Below are 15,345 nucleotides of genomic sequence, written 5' to 3'. Positions count from 1 at the left end.
TTTTTTAATGTCCCGATGGCTTAGGCAATCAGGATGTAACGTTAAGCTGGATAGCTTCTACAAATTATTTATAACTGACGTTAATCTTTCTGTAATTTGTTCAATTGTTCCAATACCATCTACGGCATGAAATTTATTTTGCTCTTTATAATATCCAATTAATGGAGCAGTCTTTTCATTATACTCCTGATATCTCACGCGAATTTTTTCTTCGTCCTGATCATCTGCTCTTCCACTTGTTTTACCTCTTTCAAGTAAACGGGCAACCAAAATTTCATCATCGGCCTCTAAAGCAATTGTTGCAGTAACATTTGAACCAATTGTTGGCAAAAATTTATCAAGAGCCTCAGCCTGATCGATTGTTCTTGGGTAACCATCAAACAAAAATCCTGCTGTATCAGGATGCTTGTTTACCTCATCAATTAACATTGCAGTGGTAACTTCGCAAGGAACCAATTCTCCATTGTCCATAAAAACTCTTGCTTTTTTACCCAGTTCAGTATCATTTTTTAAATTGAAACGAAAAATATCTCCCGTAGAAAGATGTGTTAAATTGTATTTTTCTTTTAAAAATTCTGCCTGAGTTCCTTTTCCTGCTCCTGGCTTTCCAAATAAAACAATGTTAATCATAATATGTGCGAGTTGTGTGACTTCTTATTTTTGAAGAAGTTTAAAATGAATATATAGTTGTGTTTTGTTTAATATTATTCTGCTAATTTGTAAACCTCTGTAAGGTTTCGTCCCAAACCATCATAGTCCAATCCGTAACCCACAATAAATTTATTTGGAATTCTAATTCCAATATAATCTATTTTTATGTCTTTTTTATAAGCTTCGGGTTTAAAGAACAACGTTGCAATTTTAAAATGCTTTACATTTTGTGCTTTAAACAAATGCTTCAATTCTTCTATTGTGTTTCCTGTGTCGATAATATCTTCAATAACAATCACGGTTCTTCCGGTCAAGTCCTGATTTATTCCGATTAATTCTTTAACCGAATTAGTACTTTCTGTTCCTTCGTAAGATGCCATTTTGATGAATGAAACCTCACAATGTTTTTTATACTTTTTCAAAAAATCGGCTACGACCATAAAGGCACCATTCAAAACACCAATAAAAATTGGAGTATCATCTCCAAAATCATCTTCTACCTGAGCCGCTAATTTTGTTAAAGCAAAATCAATTTCTTTTGCCGAAATAAACGGAACAAATTGTTTATCGTGAAGTTGTATCATTATTTTTAAATTTAAAATAATGGACAAAGATACAGAATTGGAATTTGAGAACCGAAAAATGGTTTTAAATTTGTGTTTATTAATCAAATTCAAAAAAAATGTCTTCTGAGCTACAAGAAAAACTGGATTATGTTAAAGCTTATAGGGAAAACCGCTTAAAATGTGCAGAAGATATTCTCAAAAATCCGTCACTTTTTAACGAATTAATTTTAATTTGTTTTTCACCAGAAGACAAAAACAATCATAAAGCTTGCTGGATTTTAGAATTTGTATCTTATGAAGAATTACTTTGGCTTCAGCCACATCTTGATTTTTTCTGTTCCAATTTAAAAATTTTAAAAGACGAAAGCTCCATACGTCCTATTGCAAAGGTGACTCAGCTTCTGGTAAAATCGCATTATAAAAAAGATCAAAACAGCATTTCTTTGTCTGAAGAAAATCTACAGGATTGTATTGAAGCAAGTTTTGATTGGCTGATAAATGATGTAAAAGTGGCCACAAAGGCTTATTCTATAAGAACGTTATATATACTAGGAAAACATTACGACTGGATTCACCCCGAGCTTCAAATTATCCTGAACAAAGATTACGGAGATCATTCAGCAGCTTACAAGGCCGTTGCACGAGAGGTCTTGAAGAAAATCGAGAGATAATTTTTTAGCCACGAATTCACAGATTGTTTTTACTTCTGACTTTAGTTTTGCTAACTGCTAATTTTATTTACAGATAAAGAAAAAAATAATTCGTGAATTCGTGGCTAACAGAAAACTAGTCGTCAACGAAATTTTGGCTAAAAAAAGATTAAAAGGTATCTTTGCAAAAACACAACACAAAATGAATTATTTTTCTTCTGATTTTAAATTAGGAATATTAGGTGGAGGACAATTAGGCAAAATGCTTTTGTTCGATACCCGAAAATTTGATATACAAACTTATGTTCTTGATCCAAGCGATGAAGCGCCGAGTAAAATTGCCTGTAATAAATTCTTTCAAGGCGATTTAATGGATTATGAAACCGTTTACAATTTCGGAAAACAAGTCGATGTTCTGACTTTCGAAATCGAACTGGTAAACCTTGAAGCACTAACTCAGCTAGAAAATGAAGGCTTAAAAATATATCCTTCGCCAAAAACCCTAAAAGGAATTCAGAATAAAGGCGTTCAAAAAGATTTTTACGCTAAAAATAATATCCCAACTGCGCCATATAAAAGATTTGAAAATTTAGAAAATCTAAAATCTGCCGTTACATCAAACGAAGTCGAGATGCCATTTGTTTGGAAATGCACTGAATTTGGTTATGATGGAAATGGTGTAAAAATAGTTCGTCAAATTTCAGATTTAGATACGCTTCCAAATGTGGAATGCATTGCAGAAACTATGGTTCCTTTCAAAAATGAATTGGCCGTAATTGTGGTAAGAAATCCATCAGGAGAAATGAAAACGTATCCAGTTGTAGAAATGGAATTTCATCCGGAAGCAAACCAGGTGGAATATGTAATCTGCCCAGCAAGAATCGACGATAAAGTGGCTGAAAAAGCCAGAGCAGTTGCCTTAAAAGTTTCAGAGAATTTCAATCACGTTGGTCTTTTAGCAGTTGAAATGTTCCAGACTCAGGACGACGAAATCTTAGTGAATGAAGTTGCTCCTCGCCCACACAATTCTGGACATTATTCAATAGAAGCAAGTTATACTTCACAATTCGAAAATCATTTACGCGCTATTTTAGATCTTCCGTTAGGAAACACAGACAGCAAAGTTGCCGGAATTATGGTAAATTTAGTCGGTGCCGAAGGTCATTCTGGAGACGTAGTTTATGAAAACATCGAAACCATTTTAGGATGGGATGGTGTTACGCCACATATTTACGGTAAAAAACAAACTCGCCCTTTCAGAAAAATGGGTCACGTAACAATCGTAAACGAAAATATGGCTGAAGCAAGAAGAATTGCACAGGAAGTTAAGGAAACTATTAAAGTGATTAGCGCTTAATAATGAAATGAAAAAAGCATTAAAAATCTCTGGATTAACAATCTTAATTTATTTCGCAATACAATTAATAACTATACCTATAACTAAACATGGCCGGGGTTTTTCTATAGGTTTTCCATTTCAGGCATATAGAAGAGTTGATGCGGAATGTTACGTTAGCGACTATTTTTATCCAGAATTTTTGATTATAAATTTCATTACAGTTACAATTATTTTACTTGTAGTTTATTTTTTGGGTAACGTAATCAAAAACAGATTAAAAAAATCCTATAAGTAGGAAAGTTTAAAACAATGAAACTAATGACAGTTTTCAGTCTCAACAAAACTTGAAACTTTAAACCTGACCCGAGGCTTTAGCCGAACAGACGAAGTAAACAAATACAACAAAAAACATGAGCAAAGTAGCTATTATAATGGGAAGCATCTCAGACATGCCAGTTATGCAGGATGCAATCGACATATTAAAACAATTTAATGTAGAAGTTGAAGTAGATATTGTTTCGGCACACAGAACACCGGAAAAATTATTCGATTTCAGTAAAAATGCACATACTCGCGGAATCTCGGTGATTATTGCGGGTGCGGGCGGAGCGGCACATTTACCAGGAATGGTGGCTTCAATGTCTCCGCTTCCTGTAATTGGAGTTCCGGTAAAATCAAGCAATTCTATTGATGGCTGGGATTCGGTATTATCGATTCTGCAAATGCCAGGCGGAGTTCCAGTTGCAACTGTAGCTTTAAACGGAGCAAAAAATGCCGGAATTTTAGCTGCACAAATCATCGGAAGTCACGATAAAAAAGTTTTAGATACTATTATTTCTTATAAAGAAGAATTGAAAGCTGCGGTTAATAAAGCTGCTGAAGGTTTGAAGAAATAATTCTCCTATAAATTCCTGCAAGGTTTTCAAAACCTTGCAGGTCTGATTATCACAATCAAAATATAATACTTCAAAAATACCTACAAGATTTTGAAAACCTTGCAGGATAAAAATATGCAATATGAGCGTTTTAACACAGTATTTCAACACCAAACATAATACAGCACCTTTTTCGCAAATTAAAATCGAAGATTATGTTCCTGCTTTCAACGAAGGAATTGCTTTGGCTAAAGCCGAAATTGATGCAATTGTAAATAATTCGGATGCCCCTACTTTTGAAAATACCATTGTAGCAATGGATTTTTCAGGTGATATTTTAGATCGTCTTTCAAGTATTTTCTTCAATTTGAATTCGGCTGAAACCAATGACGAAATGCAGAAAATTGCGCAAGAAGTTTCACCTTTACTTTCAGAATTTGGAAATGACATTCGTTTAAACGCTGAATTGTTTGCAAAAGTAAAAGCCGTTTACGATCAAAAAGAAAGTTTAAATCTGAATCCAGAGCAAACGACTTTATTAGATAAAAAATACAAAAGCTTTTCAAGAAACGGAGCCAACTTACCCGAAGACAAAAAAGATCAATTAAGAGAAATTGACAAAGAATTATCGAAATTGAGTTTACAGTTTGGCGAAAATGTTTTGGCAGAAACCAACAATTTCGAATTGCATCTAACTGACGAAAAAGATTTATCTGGTTTACCGGAAGGGACAATCGAAGCGGCAAGATTATTAGCAAAAAATCAAGAAAAAGAAGGTTGGATTTTTACTTTAGATCATCCAAGCTATGTTCCGTTTTTAACTTATGCTGACAATCGCGAACTGCGTAAAAAAATGGCAATTGCTTTTGGAGCAAAAGCATTTCAAAATAACGAATTCAACAACAAGGAAAACGTTCTGAAAATTGCTAAACTTCGTCATGAAAGAGCTAATTTATTAGGCTATAAAACGCACGCACATTTTGTTCTCGAAGAAAGAATGGCCGAAAGTCCCGAGAAAGTTTTCTCTTTCTTAAATGATCTACTGGCAAAAGCAAAACCGGCAGCTCAAAAAGAATTTGCAGAATTAACTGCCTTCGCAAAAGAATTAGATGGAATCGAACAATTAGAAAAATGGGACGGTGCTTATTATTCTGAAAAATTAAAACAACAGCTTTTTAATTTAGATGATGAAAAACTGAAACCTTATTTTCAATTAGAAAAAGTATTAGATGGTGCTTTTACAGTTGCCAAAAAATTATACGGTTTAACTTTTACGGAAGTTTTTGATATCGATAAATATCACGAAGAAGTTACAACTTATGAAGTAAGAGATACCGAAAACAATTTGGTTTCGATTTTCTACGCTGATTTCTTCCCAAGAAAAGGAAAAAGAAACGGTGCGTGGATGACTTCATTCAAATCACAATATGTAAAAGATGGCGTAAACGAAAGACCACATATTTCGAACGTTTGTAATTTTACAAAACCGACAGAAACAAAACCGTCATTATTAACTTTTAATGAAGTAACAACTTTATTCCACGAATTTGGTCACGGTTTACACGGAATGTTGGCTGACACCGTTTACCCAAGTTTATCTGGAACTTCTGTTTATTGGGATTTCGTAGAATTGCCAAGTCAGATTATGGAAAACTGGTGTTACGAACCTGAAGCTTTAGCTTTGTTTGCAAATCATTATGAAACCGGAGAAATTATTCCGATTGAATATGTACAGAAAATCAAAGAAAGTGCAAGTTTCCAGGAAGGTTTGGCAACGTTACGTCAGTTAAGTTTTGGATTATTAGATATGGCTTGGCATGGACAAGATCCTACAAATATTACAGACTTAAAAACTTTCGAAACAGAGCAATTTGCCAACACACAATTGTATCCTGATGTAAAAGAAAATGCAATGAGTACTGCTTTTTCTCATATTTTTCAAGGTGGATACTCTTCTGGATATTACAGCTACAAATGGGCAGAAGTTTTAGATGCGGATGCTTTTGAATATTTTCATGAAAACGGAATTTTCAATGAAGAAATAGCGAAGAAATTTAAAGATAATGTTCTTTCTAAAGGAGGGACGGAACATCCGATGACTTTGTACAAACGTTTTAGAGGTCAGGAACCTAAACCTGAAGCTTTATTGAAAAGAGCAGGATTACTGTAATTGCAGATTTCTGATTGTAGATTATAGATTTTAGATTTTTAATCTCAATCACTAATAAATTTTAAATTAAACCGAAGCCGAAATGCTTCGGTTTTTTATTTGGTTTTACTTTGACTATCTTCGTGTTTTTAAATCTTAATCTTACAAATACAAGCCGTGAAAAAATATTTTAAAATAACGCTTTATCTTGCAATTATCGGATTGATTTCCATTGTCTCTGTAAATTATTATGTAAAATCTTCGACCAAAAAGAATATATATTATTCGATTAAAAGGTTCCCTAAGAATGATGTCGGAATTATTTTTGGTGCAGGAATTAACGGCAATCAGCCAAGTAAATATTTAAAAGATCGTCTTGATGCGGGAATTATGCTTTGGAAAGCAAAACGGATCAATAAAATTTTACTTTCTGGTGATAATGGCCGTGATGAGTATGATGAATTAACAGTAATGAAAAATTACTGCTACAATCACGGTGTTGATACAACTAAGATATTTATTGACTACGCTGGCTTTGACACCTATTCTACCATGTATCGCGCCAAACACATTTTCAAAATTAAAAGAGCAACATTGGTTTCGCAGGAATATCATTTAAATCGTGCGATCTATATTGGGCAAAAACTCGGAATTAAATCAGCTGGATATTCTGCAAACCATGGTGAATATCTAGGTTACAAATATGTAACGTTTAGAGAATATGGCTCTATTTTTAAATCTTTTTTTGATGTTATTAGAAATCGGGAACCTCGTTTTTTAGGCGGAGAAATTAATATTAATGGAGAATCTAATTATTCTAAAGAAGATAAACGATAAAGAAAACCCGAGACAAAAATGTTTCGGGTTTTCTAATTTAAAATTTCTTCATGTTTGACAACATATGATAATGCTTCCTTTACAATCTCATTTAAGTTTAATCCTTTTTTAGTTGCTAAAAGAGCTATTTTTTGATGCAATTCCTGTGACACTCTCACATTAAAAGATCCTTTATATGTTTTATCCGGAACTTTATTCAATGATTTGCATGTCTCTAAATAATCTTCAACGGCTTCCTTAAAAGATTCTTCCAATTCTATAACCGAAGAACCTTCAAAAGTTATTAAATCATTTATACCTTGAATTTTCCCGAAGAATATTTTATCATCTGCAGAAAATTCCAGTGTCCCAATGTATCCGTTATATTCTAAATAGTTTTTCATCTTACAATTCTAAATATTCAATAATAATATCAAGTTGATATCCTTTCAAAACTTTTTGTGGATGTGGTTCATGCAGGCTTATAATCTGTTTATTTTCATTTACAAATTTCCTTCTTGAACCACCAGTTTTTCCTTGTGAAATTTGTTTATAGCCAAAATGATTTAGAATTTTCAGCATTTCATCCCAAGAAAAATCTTTTGGTTTTGATTTTAACTTTTCAATAAGCTTATCAATCTTACTCATACAAATTTATCATTAAATCTTCAATTTGCAACTAAATTATAGTCGCAAAACAAATTGAGATTTAAAATTAAGAAAAATCTTTCAAAAAAAGAATTTAATCATTAAAAATACCTAATCAAAGGCAAATCATAAAAAAAGACCTGCAAATATTCTTGCAGATCTCTTTACCAAATAGTCTAAAAATAAAATCTTTATTCTTGACTCTATTTTCTATATTCTCTCTACTCTTTCTCCAAAACTCTTTTAGCTAATTTCCCAACAGTCAATCCCTGTACAACAATTGAAAACAGTACGACAATATAAGTTACCTCAAGTAATAAATTTTTATACTCTCCTTCAGGCATAGAAAGCACCAGCGCGATAGAAACTCCGCCTCGAATTCCTCCCCAAACCAAAACCATCAAAGAACCTTTGTTGTAGGCCGATCTGATTCCGAAGAATTTAAAGATATCAAAGAATTTCCAAGGCAAAACTATAGCGGTTAATCTTGAAAAAAGCACTATAAAAATAGCAACAAAACCAATCAGTAATTGCTTGTTTAAATTTGGCAGCAATAACAATTCAAAACCAATAAATAAGAATAGAATTGCGTTTAATATTTCGTCAATAAGTTCCCAGAATTTTTCCAAATAATCCTTGGTCACTTCGCTCATTGCGACTTTTTTTCCGTAGTTACCAATAATTAATCCGGCAACTACCATCGCTAACGGACTTGAAACGTGCAAACTTTGAGCTATTAGAAATCCTCCCATTACGATAGAAAGTGTAATTAGAACCGAAACTTTGTAATCGTCAATTCTTTTCATAACCTTAGATGCTGTAAATCCAAAAACAGCTCCTAACAGAAGTCCACCAACTCCTTCTTTAATAAATAACCACGAAATTGAACCAAAAGTGGCATCAAATGTTGGGTCGGTTGCCATTTTTAAAACAACGGCAAACATTACTACCGCTACTCCATCATTAAACAAAGATTCACCAACAATTTTAGTTTCGATTCTTTTAGGAACTTTCGCTTCCTTTAAAACACCCAAAACTACAATTGGATCGGTTGGAGAAATCAAGGTTCCGAATACCAAACAGAATATATAAGGAATTGTAATTCCTAAAAGAGGTGCTATATAATAAAGCAGCATCGAAATAATCAAGGCTGACAATACTACACTAACAGTAGAATAAATCATAATTGGAACTTTCTGTTCTTTCAGATCAGACATATTTACATGCAGAGCACCTGCGAACAAAAGAAAATTCAACATTGCCCCCATTAAGATTTCATTAAAATCAAATTCCTTTATTAATTCAAAAAAATGCTTAGTAGTAGCAGGGAAATAAGAATCGCCTAAAAGACGAATTCCTACTGAAACTAACATGGCAATAATCATGATCCCGATGGTACCCGGAAGTTTTAAAAATCTTAGGTTTAAATAGGCGAAGAAAGAAGCCAGTACAATAAGTACTGAAAAAGTGTAGTATAATTCCATAAAATGTGATTTTTACAAAAATATCCTTCTCATTATTTAATCGAAAATTTCGGGACTTGAATTAACATAACTTTATAATTCGTTAAATAACTTTCATTTATTTTTGAAAGTTTAAAAACTTTTACTTACATTTGACTCATGGAATTCAAAGAAGCAAAAAATAAATTCGTTCAGACATGGGGAGCTTTAGGTTCTCAATGGGGAATTAATAAAACGATGGCACAAATCCACGCTTTATTAATGGTCTCAAACGAAGCTGTTTCGATGGAAGACATTATGGAAGAATTACAAATTTCACGCGGTAACGCCAGCATGAACCTAAGAGCTTTAATGGATTGGGGAATTGTCTATAAAGAATACAAAGCCGGAGAAAGAAGAGAGTTCTTTACTGCCGAAAAAGATTTAGACGAATTAGCGGCAAAAATTTCCAGAGAAAGAAGCAAACGAGAAATTAAACCTGCACTTAAAATCTTAAAAGAAGTTTCTACAATCGAAACAAAAGATTCAGCAGAAGAAAAACACTTTGTAGATCAAACTACTAAATTATACGATTTCGTTTTAAAGGCAGATAATATGCTGGACAAAATGACTGAATTCAATGAAAACTGGTTAGGGAAATTAGTTATAAAAATGATGAAGTAAAAAAATTTAATCAAAACTTTCATTTTTTTCTGAAAGTTTAAAAACAATAAATAGTTATGAAAACAACTTTCAAAGTTTTAGAAATTATAAATATCTGTGCGATATTATTCTTATTACTTGGAGCATACGGAATAGCAATTACAGGAGCGTTGCAAGTTTTGGCTGCTATTTTATTTGTTTTAATATTTCCGAGAAACAAACTGATCTATATTTATTTTGGTTTGGTAATTATTTTCTTCCTGATCTGGAATGGAGAATTTAACTGGCTTTTCTTGTTACCAATTTCATTAATATTCTTTCTTACGTTTATTATTTACAATCAAAAAAAGAAATTATGAACTTCTTAAAAGCAGAATGGAAAAACTTAGCACTTTTCAATTATGAAGTTAATCCTAAAATTTTAGAACAATATATTCCTGCGGGAACTGAAATTGATATCTGGAACAACAAATGTTATGTAAGCTTAGTGGGGTTCATGTTTAAAAACACAAAAGTTTTAGGGCTAAAAGTTCCGTTTCATATAAACTTTGAAGAAGTCAATTTGAGATTTTACGTAAAACGTTTTGAAAATGGCGAATGGAAACGCGGTGTAGTTTTTATTAAAGAAATTGTCCCTAAAAAAGCCATCACTTTTATTGCCAATACTTTGTATCAGGAACATTATGAAACTCAGAAAATGAGTCATGAAATTATTGAAAACGAAAACAGCAATTCTTTTATTTATCAATGGAAGAATGACAAGGAATGGAATACAATTGAAGTTGAAACAAAAAAAGATCTAAGCAAAATCGAAATTGATTCTGAAGCCGAATTTATTACTGAACATTATTTTGGATATACAAAAATCGATGACGAAACCACTTTTGAATATGAAGTGACGCATCCGAGATGGGAACAATTTGAAGTTTTAAATCATCGAATTGATATTGATTTCGAAAAAAATTACGGACGCGATTTTGGATTTCTTCAAACTCAAAAACCAACTTCAGTTTTCTTAGCTCAAGGATCAAACATTACAGTGAAGAACAAAAGAAAATTGCAGATCCTTACTGTTTTGGAAGAAATGTACTAACCTCATAAATCAGGAAATCATGAATTTTAATATCATTGGGTATTTTGTTTACCTCAGTATAACTATTTTCATTATCCTAAAAGTTGGAAAAATCTGCTACAAAAACGGAAATATTTTTGTTTTAGAATTAATTCCAGACCATGCCGAACTTTGTCAAAAAATCAATCAGGTTTTACTTTTAGGATATTACCTTTTAAATATTGGGTATTGTGCGATGACTTTAATTTCCTGGCAAAAAATTATTTCTTCGACTCAATTGATCGAAATAATCTGCATCAAAACCGCTATCATAATTTTTATTATTTCAATTCTGCATTACTTCAACATTTTAATTATAACCAAATACGTTCAAAAACTAATTCATAACAACTAAAATTCAAATATTATGGAAACTACAAAAATCTTAATCGGTTACGGAATTTATTTACCAGTTGCTTTATTTTTAACTTATTATGTTTCTAAAACCCTTTTTAAAAATGGAAAAATCTTTATGCTTGATATATTTAAAGGCCGTGAAGAAATCGCTGATGCAACAAACAAACTTTTTGAAACTGGATTCTATCTTTTAAATATTGGTTTTGCCTTAATGATTCTAGAACTGCAATTAAGCCAGGACAGTTATCAGGAATTAATTGAAAGACTGAGTTATAAAATTGGCGGATTTTCTATTTACCTTGGCATTATGTTATTCTTCAACTTATATTTCTTCTTCAGAGGAAAAAGAAAAGCCAAAGAAGCTCAACGAGAAGAAAGATTAGTTTTTAAAGCTTAAATATCCTAACGAAACCCGACAGGTTTTAAAAACCTGTTGGGTTTAATATTTGAAAAACAAATGAAAAAACTCATAATCGCAGCCGGAACAGGTTTTCTGGGACAAGTTTTAATTAATCATTTCAAAGATAAATTTGAAGAAATTGTAATTCTAACCAGAAGAAAATCTCAAACCGTTGACGGAATCAAATATGTAAACTGGAACGCCAGAACTTTTTCGGGTTGGGAAAAAGAACTCGAAAACGCAACCGTTTTAATTAATCTTGCCGGAAAATCTGTTGATTGTCGATATACCAAAGAAAACAAAAAGGCCATTTTATTATCAAGAATTGAAAGCACAAAGATTTTAAATAAAGCTGTTTTAAACTGTGCAACTCCACCTAAACATTGGCTCAATTCATCAACTTCTACTATTTATAGATTTTCGTTGGACAAACAAATGGATGAAATCGATGGCGAAATTGGAAATGATTTTTCTATAAATGTCGCTCTTTCCTGGGAAAAAGCGTTCTTTAAAACAGAAACTCCAAATACTTTAAAAACGGCTTTGCGCACTTCAATTGTTTTGGGTAAAAATGGTAGTGCTTTTATTCCGTTAAAAACTTTGGCAAAAACTGGTTTTGGCGGAAAACAAGGAAAAGGAAATCAATTTATTAGTTGGATTCATGAAGAAGATTTTGCAAATGCGGTTGATTTTATTATTCAAAAAGAAATTACAGGCGTTATTAATATTGTTTCTCCGGAGCCAATTCGCAATGTCGATTTTATGGCGAAACTTCGAAAAGCAGTTGGTTTCCCTTTTGGAATTCCAATGAATACTTTACTTCTTGAAATTGGATCTTTTTTCATCCGAACAGAAACTGAATTAGTCTTGAAAAGTAGAAATGTGATTCCGAAAAGACTTTTAGAAAATGGTTTTGAATTTAAATTTGGAGATATAGATGAGGCTTTTAAAAATTTATTACGCTAAACAACTTTGTCAAAGTTTGAAACTTTGACAAAGTTAAACTCACCAAATCATGACAACAATAAATCTTACAACAAAAATAAAAGCACCAAAACAAATCGTTTTTGATGCTTCAAGAAATATCGATATTCATCAGCAATCTACAAGTCCTTCAAAAGAAAAGGCAATTGCCGGCGTAACATCTGGTTTAATAAATTTAAATGAAACGGTAACTTGGCGAGGTAAACATTTTGGATTCTACCTCACACACAAAAGCCGAATTACGACAATGAAGCTGCATGATTATTTTGTGGATGAAATGGAAAGAGGTAAATTCAAAACTTTCAAACATGAACACTTTTTTGAGGAAAAAAATGGAATAACAATTATGAAGGATAAATTGCAATACGAAACTCCTTTTGGAATATTCGGAGAACTTTTTGATATTCTAGTATTAGAAAAACATCTCACCAATTTTCTTTTACATCGGAATAAAATCCTAAAGGGAGTATGTCAAGAAAACCTACATCAACTCTACTCTTCTAATCCATCAAAAGTTATAAGTTCATCTCCTGCGCTCTGAGTTCCTTTTTTAACAAACATCATATGCATCAGAAAAACAGAAAAAATATTTATAGCAAGATGCGCGACATATACATAGAAATTCATTGGTGTTAGAAGACTATAAAGCCAGGTAATAAAAATAGTCCCAATAACAAACATGAAGTTCTGATAAATTCGAAGAAGTGATTCATTTAAAACAAACAACAGCAAGATTAATAATCCAACCAGTCTGTTAAAAATACCTACTACAATAAGAACAATACCACACACCAAAATTGAAAAAAAAATTGGAGATCCTATAATTAGTGGCCAGACAAAACCTAGAAAAATCATCCAACAAATAAAGAATACAATGAACTGTGTGTTCGTGAATTTGAATCCAAAAAAAGAAATTTGTTTTTCCATGTGGTTATTTATTTTCAAATATAGTTTTAAATAGTTTTAGAATAAAAGATTTTTTGAAAAGTTAAACTGAACTTAAAACTGATCAAAAAGAAATAAAAAGTGAGAAAATTTCTCTATTTTGAAACATTATATTAATCTTCTAAAAAAATTTAACTCATGACAATAAAGACTAAAATTTTATCGATAGCATTCTTTGCCGTTTCTTTTATAGGTTTTGCACAAAGTAATTGCAAGGATTTAAAAGGCTGTGAAAGAAAATTATGTGAATTAAATATCAAATTAACGGCAGCCAAAAAAGCTGGTAATCAAAACCAAATTAAAGGAGTTGAAGATGCAATTTCTCAAACCAAAAAGAACTGCACAACAAAAACTGTCAATAATGATCTTGATAAAAAAGTAAAAGAAAAACAACAAAAAGTCAACGAGAGAACTGCTGATTTGAACAAAGCAATTAAAGATCAGGAAAGCAAGGAAAAAATCGACAAGAAAAAAAAGAAACTAGCCGAAGCGAAAGCTGATTTGAACAAAGCACTTGCAGAACAAAAAACAAAATAGATCGTTTTTTTTTAAAGAAAGTGATTATTTTTTTCTCGCAGATTTAGCAGATTTTATAAATTAATTTGAATTGCCTCCAGCTTTAGCTGGAGGTGATAAAGAGTTTTCAATATGGCTTTAGCCGAAAGGTAAAGTTTGGCTAAAGCCAATAACATTCTATTACATTTACCTCCAGCTGAAGCTGGAGGCTATTCACAAAAAAATTAAATAGCTGATAAATCTTCTTTTGAAAATAAAATTTCTTGCTTTACGATTTGCGTGAGGGATAGAAGCGGATAGCCCACAGCCTGACGAAGGAAGTGCGAGGACTTGCAGCGGATAGCCCGGTTCGCCGCGGCGAAACACGCCCAAATTATTTAGAAACTTTGATGCCTTTTTATAAGAAAACAATCATTAGCCACCAAAAAATAGGAACACTTTCGACCCAAAAAGAAGTATAATATTTTGAGCGATTTGGGTTTGCAAATACAATGAACAACATTAAGATTATAACCATTATCAGATTAATAAAAGCATCATGATAATTAAAAGTAGATATAAAAACCTCCAAAACCCAAAATGGAACTAATAATAAAAACCCCAGGATTTTAGTTCGCTTAACGCCAATGGTCTGCGGAACGGTTTGTAAGTGCGGATCGTCATTAGCCAAATCAATAATTTCGAAAACTAAAATCAGCACAAAAACCAAAACAAAACGCTGAATGCATTTTATAAAGAAGTCACTTGTAAACGAAATTTCGGCATTTATTAAAGGCAAAACCAATGTGGCTCCTACCCAACAAAGTGCGACAATATAAATTTTTACTCCAGCCCAGTTTCTTGCGTTTCTTCTGTTGGGAAAAAAAGGCAATGTATAAAGTGTTGTTATGACAAAAATTCCAACAGAGATGATTTGAGTAATTCGTTTTAAATGGAAAAAATAATAACCTGCCAGAATCACCGAAATAAAACTCAAAACTGCAATAATTTTCAACTGCATTCCAATCGGATTTTTCTTCACCCGAACCAAAGCATCGTATTTAACAAAATTATACCCCACAATTGTTCCAAAAAAAACAAATAGTGCCATTGGCTCATCGTACTGAATATGAAACACATGAAACGTGATTCGCACAAGAGCGTAACACGATAAAGCCACATGAATACTGCTATTCAGATAAAAATCTAAGATGCGTTTTGATACTATCATACCTCAAATCTAATCAATTATTA

General features: G+C 32.2%; 20 protein-coding genes. 13 read left to right on the top strand and 7 right to left on the bottom strand.

What is annotated here, in order from left to right:
• Positions 1–57: 57 nt before the first annotated feature.
• On the bottom strand, positions 58–630 hold the full coding sequence (locus tag OLM51_RS05505) for an adenylate kinase (RefSeq protein ID WP_264553377.1): 573 nt from the start codon (positions 628–630) through the stop codon (positions 58–60).
• A 74-nt stretch (positions 631–704) separates the two neighbouring features.
• Positions 705–1,235, bottom strand: coding sequence for a hypoxanthine phosphoribosyltransferase (gene hpt / locus OLM51_RS05500; protein WP_264553376.1), 531 nt, complete (start codon positions 1,233–1,235; stop codon positions 705–707).
• Between the two features lie 98 nt (positions 1,236–1,333).
• Between hpt and OLM51_RS05495 the strand changes: the two genes are divergently transcribed.
• The 5 genes from OLM51_RS05495 to OLM51_RS05475 all read left to right on the top strand — a co-directional run bounded on the left by OLM51_RS05495 (position 1,334) and on the right by OLM51_RS05475 (position 7,067).
• Positions 1,334–1,888 (top strand): hypothetical protein, encoded by a 555-nt coding sequence (locus OLM51_RS05495; RefSeq protein WP_264553375.1) that lies wholly within the window; start codon positions 1,334–1,336, stop codon positions 1,886–1,888.
• 181 nt (positions 1,889–2,069) lie between these two features.
• Positions 2,070–3,224 (top strand): 5-(carboxyamino)imidazole ribonucleotide synthase, encoded by a 1,155-nt coding sequence (locus tag OLM51_RS05490; RefSeq protein ID WP_264553374.1) that lies wholly within the window; start codon positions 2,070–2,072, stop codon positions 3,222–3,224.
• Positions 3,225–3,616: 392 nt separating this feature from the next.
• A complete protein-coding gene (gene purE, locus OLM51_RS05485) occupies positions 3,617–4,102 on the top strand; it encodes a 5-(carboxyamino)imidazole ribonucleotide mutase (protein WP_012022518.1) in 486 nt (161 codons plus the stop codon).
• A 121-nt stretch (positions 4,103–4,223) separates the two neighbouring features.
• Entirely contained in the window at positions 4,224–6,251 is a 2,028-nt protein-coding gene (locus OLM51_RS05480) for a M3 family metallopeptidase (protein WP_264553373.1), read from the top strand.
• A gap of 156 nt (positions 6,252–6,407) precedes the next feature.
• A complete protein-coding gene (locus OLM51_RS05475) occupies positions 6,408–7,067 on the top strand; it encodes a vancomycin high temperature exclusion protein (RefSeq protein ID WP_264553372.1) in 660 nt (219 codons plus the stop codon).
• A gap of 32 nt (positions 7,068–7,099) precedes the next feature.
• Here OLM51_RS05475 and OLM51_RS05470 read toward each other — a convergent pair whose 3' ends face one another.
• The 3 genes from OLM51_RS05470 to OLM51_RS05460 all read right to left on the bottom strand — a co-directional run bounded on the left by OLM51_RS05470 (position 7,100) and on the right by OLM51_RS05460 (position 9,178).
• On the bottom strand, positions 7,100–7,450 hold the full coding sequence (locus tag OLM51_RS05470) for a type II toxin-antitoxin system HicB family antitoxin (RefSeq protein ID WP_264553371.1): 351 nt from the start codon (positions 7,448–7,450) through the stop codon (positions 7,100–7,102).
• A 1-nt stretch (position 7,451) separates the two neighbouring features.
• The gene (locus OLM51_RS05465) at positions 7,452–7,694 is read right to left on the bottom strand and encodes a type II toxin-antitoxin system HicA family toxin (protein ID WP_264553370.1); all 243 of its coding nucleotides are present in this window, start codon (positions 7,692–7,694) and stop codon (positions 7,452–7,454) included.
• A gap of 221 nt (positions 7,695–7,915) precedes the next feature.
• On the bottom strand, positions 7,916–9,178 hold the full coding sequence (locus OLM51_RS05460; RefSeq protein ID WP_264553369.1) for a cation:proton antiporter: 1,263 nt from the start codon (positions 9,176–9,178) through the stop codon (positions 7,916–7,918).
• Between the two features lie 138 nt (positions 9,179–9,316).
• Between OLM51_RS05460 and OLM51_RS05455 the strand changes: the two genes are divergently transcribed.
• Genes OLM51_RS05455 through OLM51_RS05425 form a run of 7 tightly spaced genes read left to right on the top strand, consistent with a single transcriptional unit; the run spans position 9,317 to position 13,192 of the window.
• On the top strand, positions 9,317–9,820 hold the full coding sequence (locus OLM51_RS05455; protein WP_264553368.1) for a GbsR/MarR family transcriptional regulator: 504 nt from the start codon (positions 9,317–9,319) through the stop codon (positions 9,818–9,820).
• A gap of 56 nt (positions 9,821–9,876) precedes the next feature.
• Entirely contained in the window at positions 9,877–10,158 is a 282-nt protein-coding gene (locus OLM51_RS05450; RefSeq protein ID WP_264553367.1) for a hypothetical protein, read from the top strand.
• The gene (locus OLM51_RS05445; RefSeq protein ID WP_264553366.1) at positions 10,155–10,892 is read left to right on the top strand and encodes a YqjF family protein; all 738 of its coding nucleotides are present in this window, start codon (positions 10,155–10,157) and stop codon (positions 10,890–10,892) included. Before OLM51_RS05450 ends, OLM51_RS05445 begins: the two co-directional genes overlap by 4 nt.
• Positions 10,893–10,911: 19 nt before the next feature.
• A complete protein-coding gene (locus tag OLM51_RS05440) occupies positions 10,912–11,265 on the top strand; it encodes a hypothetical protein (RefSeq protein WP_264553365.1) in 354 nt (117 codons plus the stop codon).
• 12 nt (positions 11,266–11,277) lie between these two features.
• Entirely contained in the window at positions 11,278–11,664 is a 387-nt protein-coding gene (locus tag OLM51_RS05435) for a hypothetical protein (protein ID WP_008464224.1), read from the top strand.
• 60 nt (positions 11,665–11,724) lie between these two features.
• Positions 11,725–12,633 (top strand): TIGR01777 family oxidoreductase, encoded by a 909-nt coding sequence (locus OLM51_RS05430; RefSeq protein WP_264553364.1) that lies wholly within the window; start codon positions 11,725–11,727, stop codon positions 12,631–12,633.
• A 49-nt stretch (positions 12,634–12,682) separates the two neighbouring features.
• Positions 12,683–13,192 (top strand): SRPBCC family protein, encoded by a 510-nt coding sequence (locus OLM51_RS05425; protein WP_264553363.1) that lies wholly within the window; start codon positions 12,683–12,685, stop codon positions 13,190–13,192.
• Here OLM51_RS05425 and OLM51_RS05420 read toward each other — a convergent pair.
• Positions 13,144–13,578: a hypothetical protein gene (locus OLM51_RS05420; RefSeq protein WP_264553362.1), complete on the bottom strand. Its 435-nt coding sequence runs from the start codon at positions 13,576–13,578 to the stop codon at positions 13,144–13,146. The genes OLM51_RS05425 and OLM51_RS05420 overlap by 49 nt on opposite strands.
• Positions 13,579–13,734: 156 nt before the next feature.
• On the opposite strand from OLM51_RS05420, the gene OLM51_RS05415 reads away from it, so the two are divergent.
• The gene (locus OLM51_RS05415; RefSeq protein WP_264553361.1) at positions 13,735–14,133 is read left to right on the top strand and encodes a DUF1090 domain-containing protein; all 399 of its coding nucleotides are present in this window, start codon (positions 13,735–13,737) and stop codon (positions 14,131–14,133) included.
• Between the two features lie 376 nt (positions 14,134–14,509).
• Here the strand turns inward: OLM51_RS05415 and OLM51_RS05410 are convergent, their stop codons facing one another.
• On the bottom strand, positions 14,510–15,322 hold the full coding sequence (locus tag OLM51_RS05410) for a hypothetical protein (protein WP_264553360.1): 813 nt from the start codon (positions 15,320–15,322) through the stop codon (positions 14,510–14,512).
• Positions 15,323–15,345 lie beyond the last annotated feature (23 nt).

The organism is Flavobacterium sp. N2038 (genome assembly GCF_025947185.1).
In the GTDB taxonomy this organism is placed as follows: domain Bacteria; phylum Bacteroidota; class Bacteroidia; order Flavobacteriales; family Flavobacteriaceae; genus Flavobacterium.
This window is presented reverse-complemented; position numbering and strand designations above follow the sequence as displayed.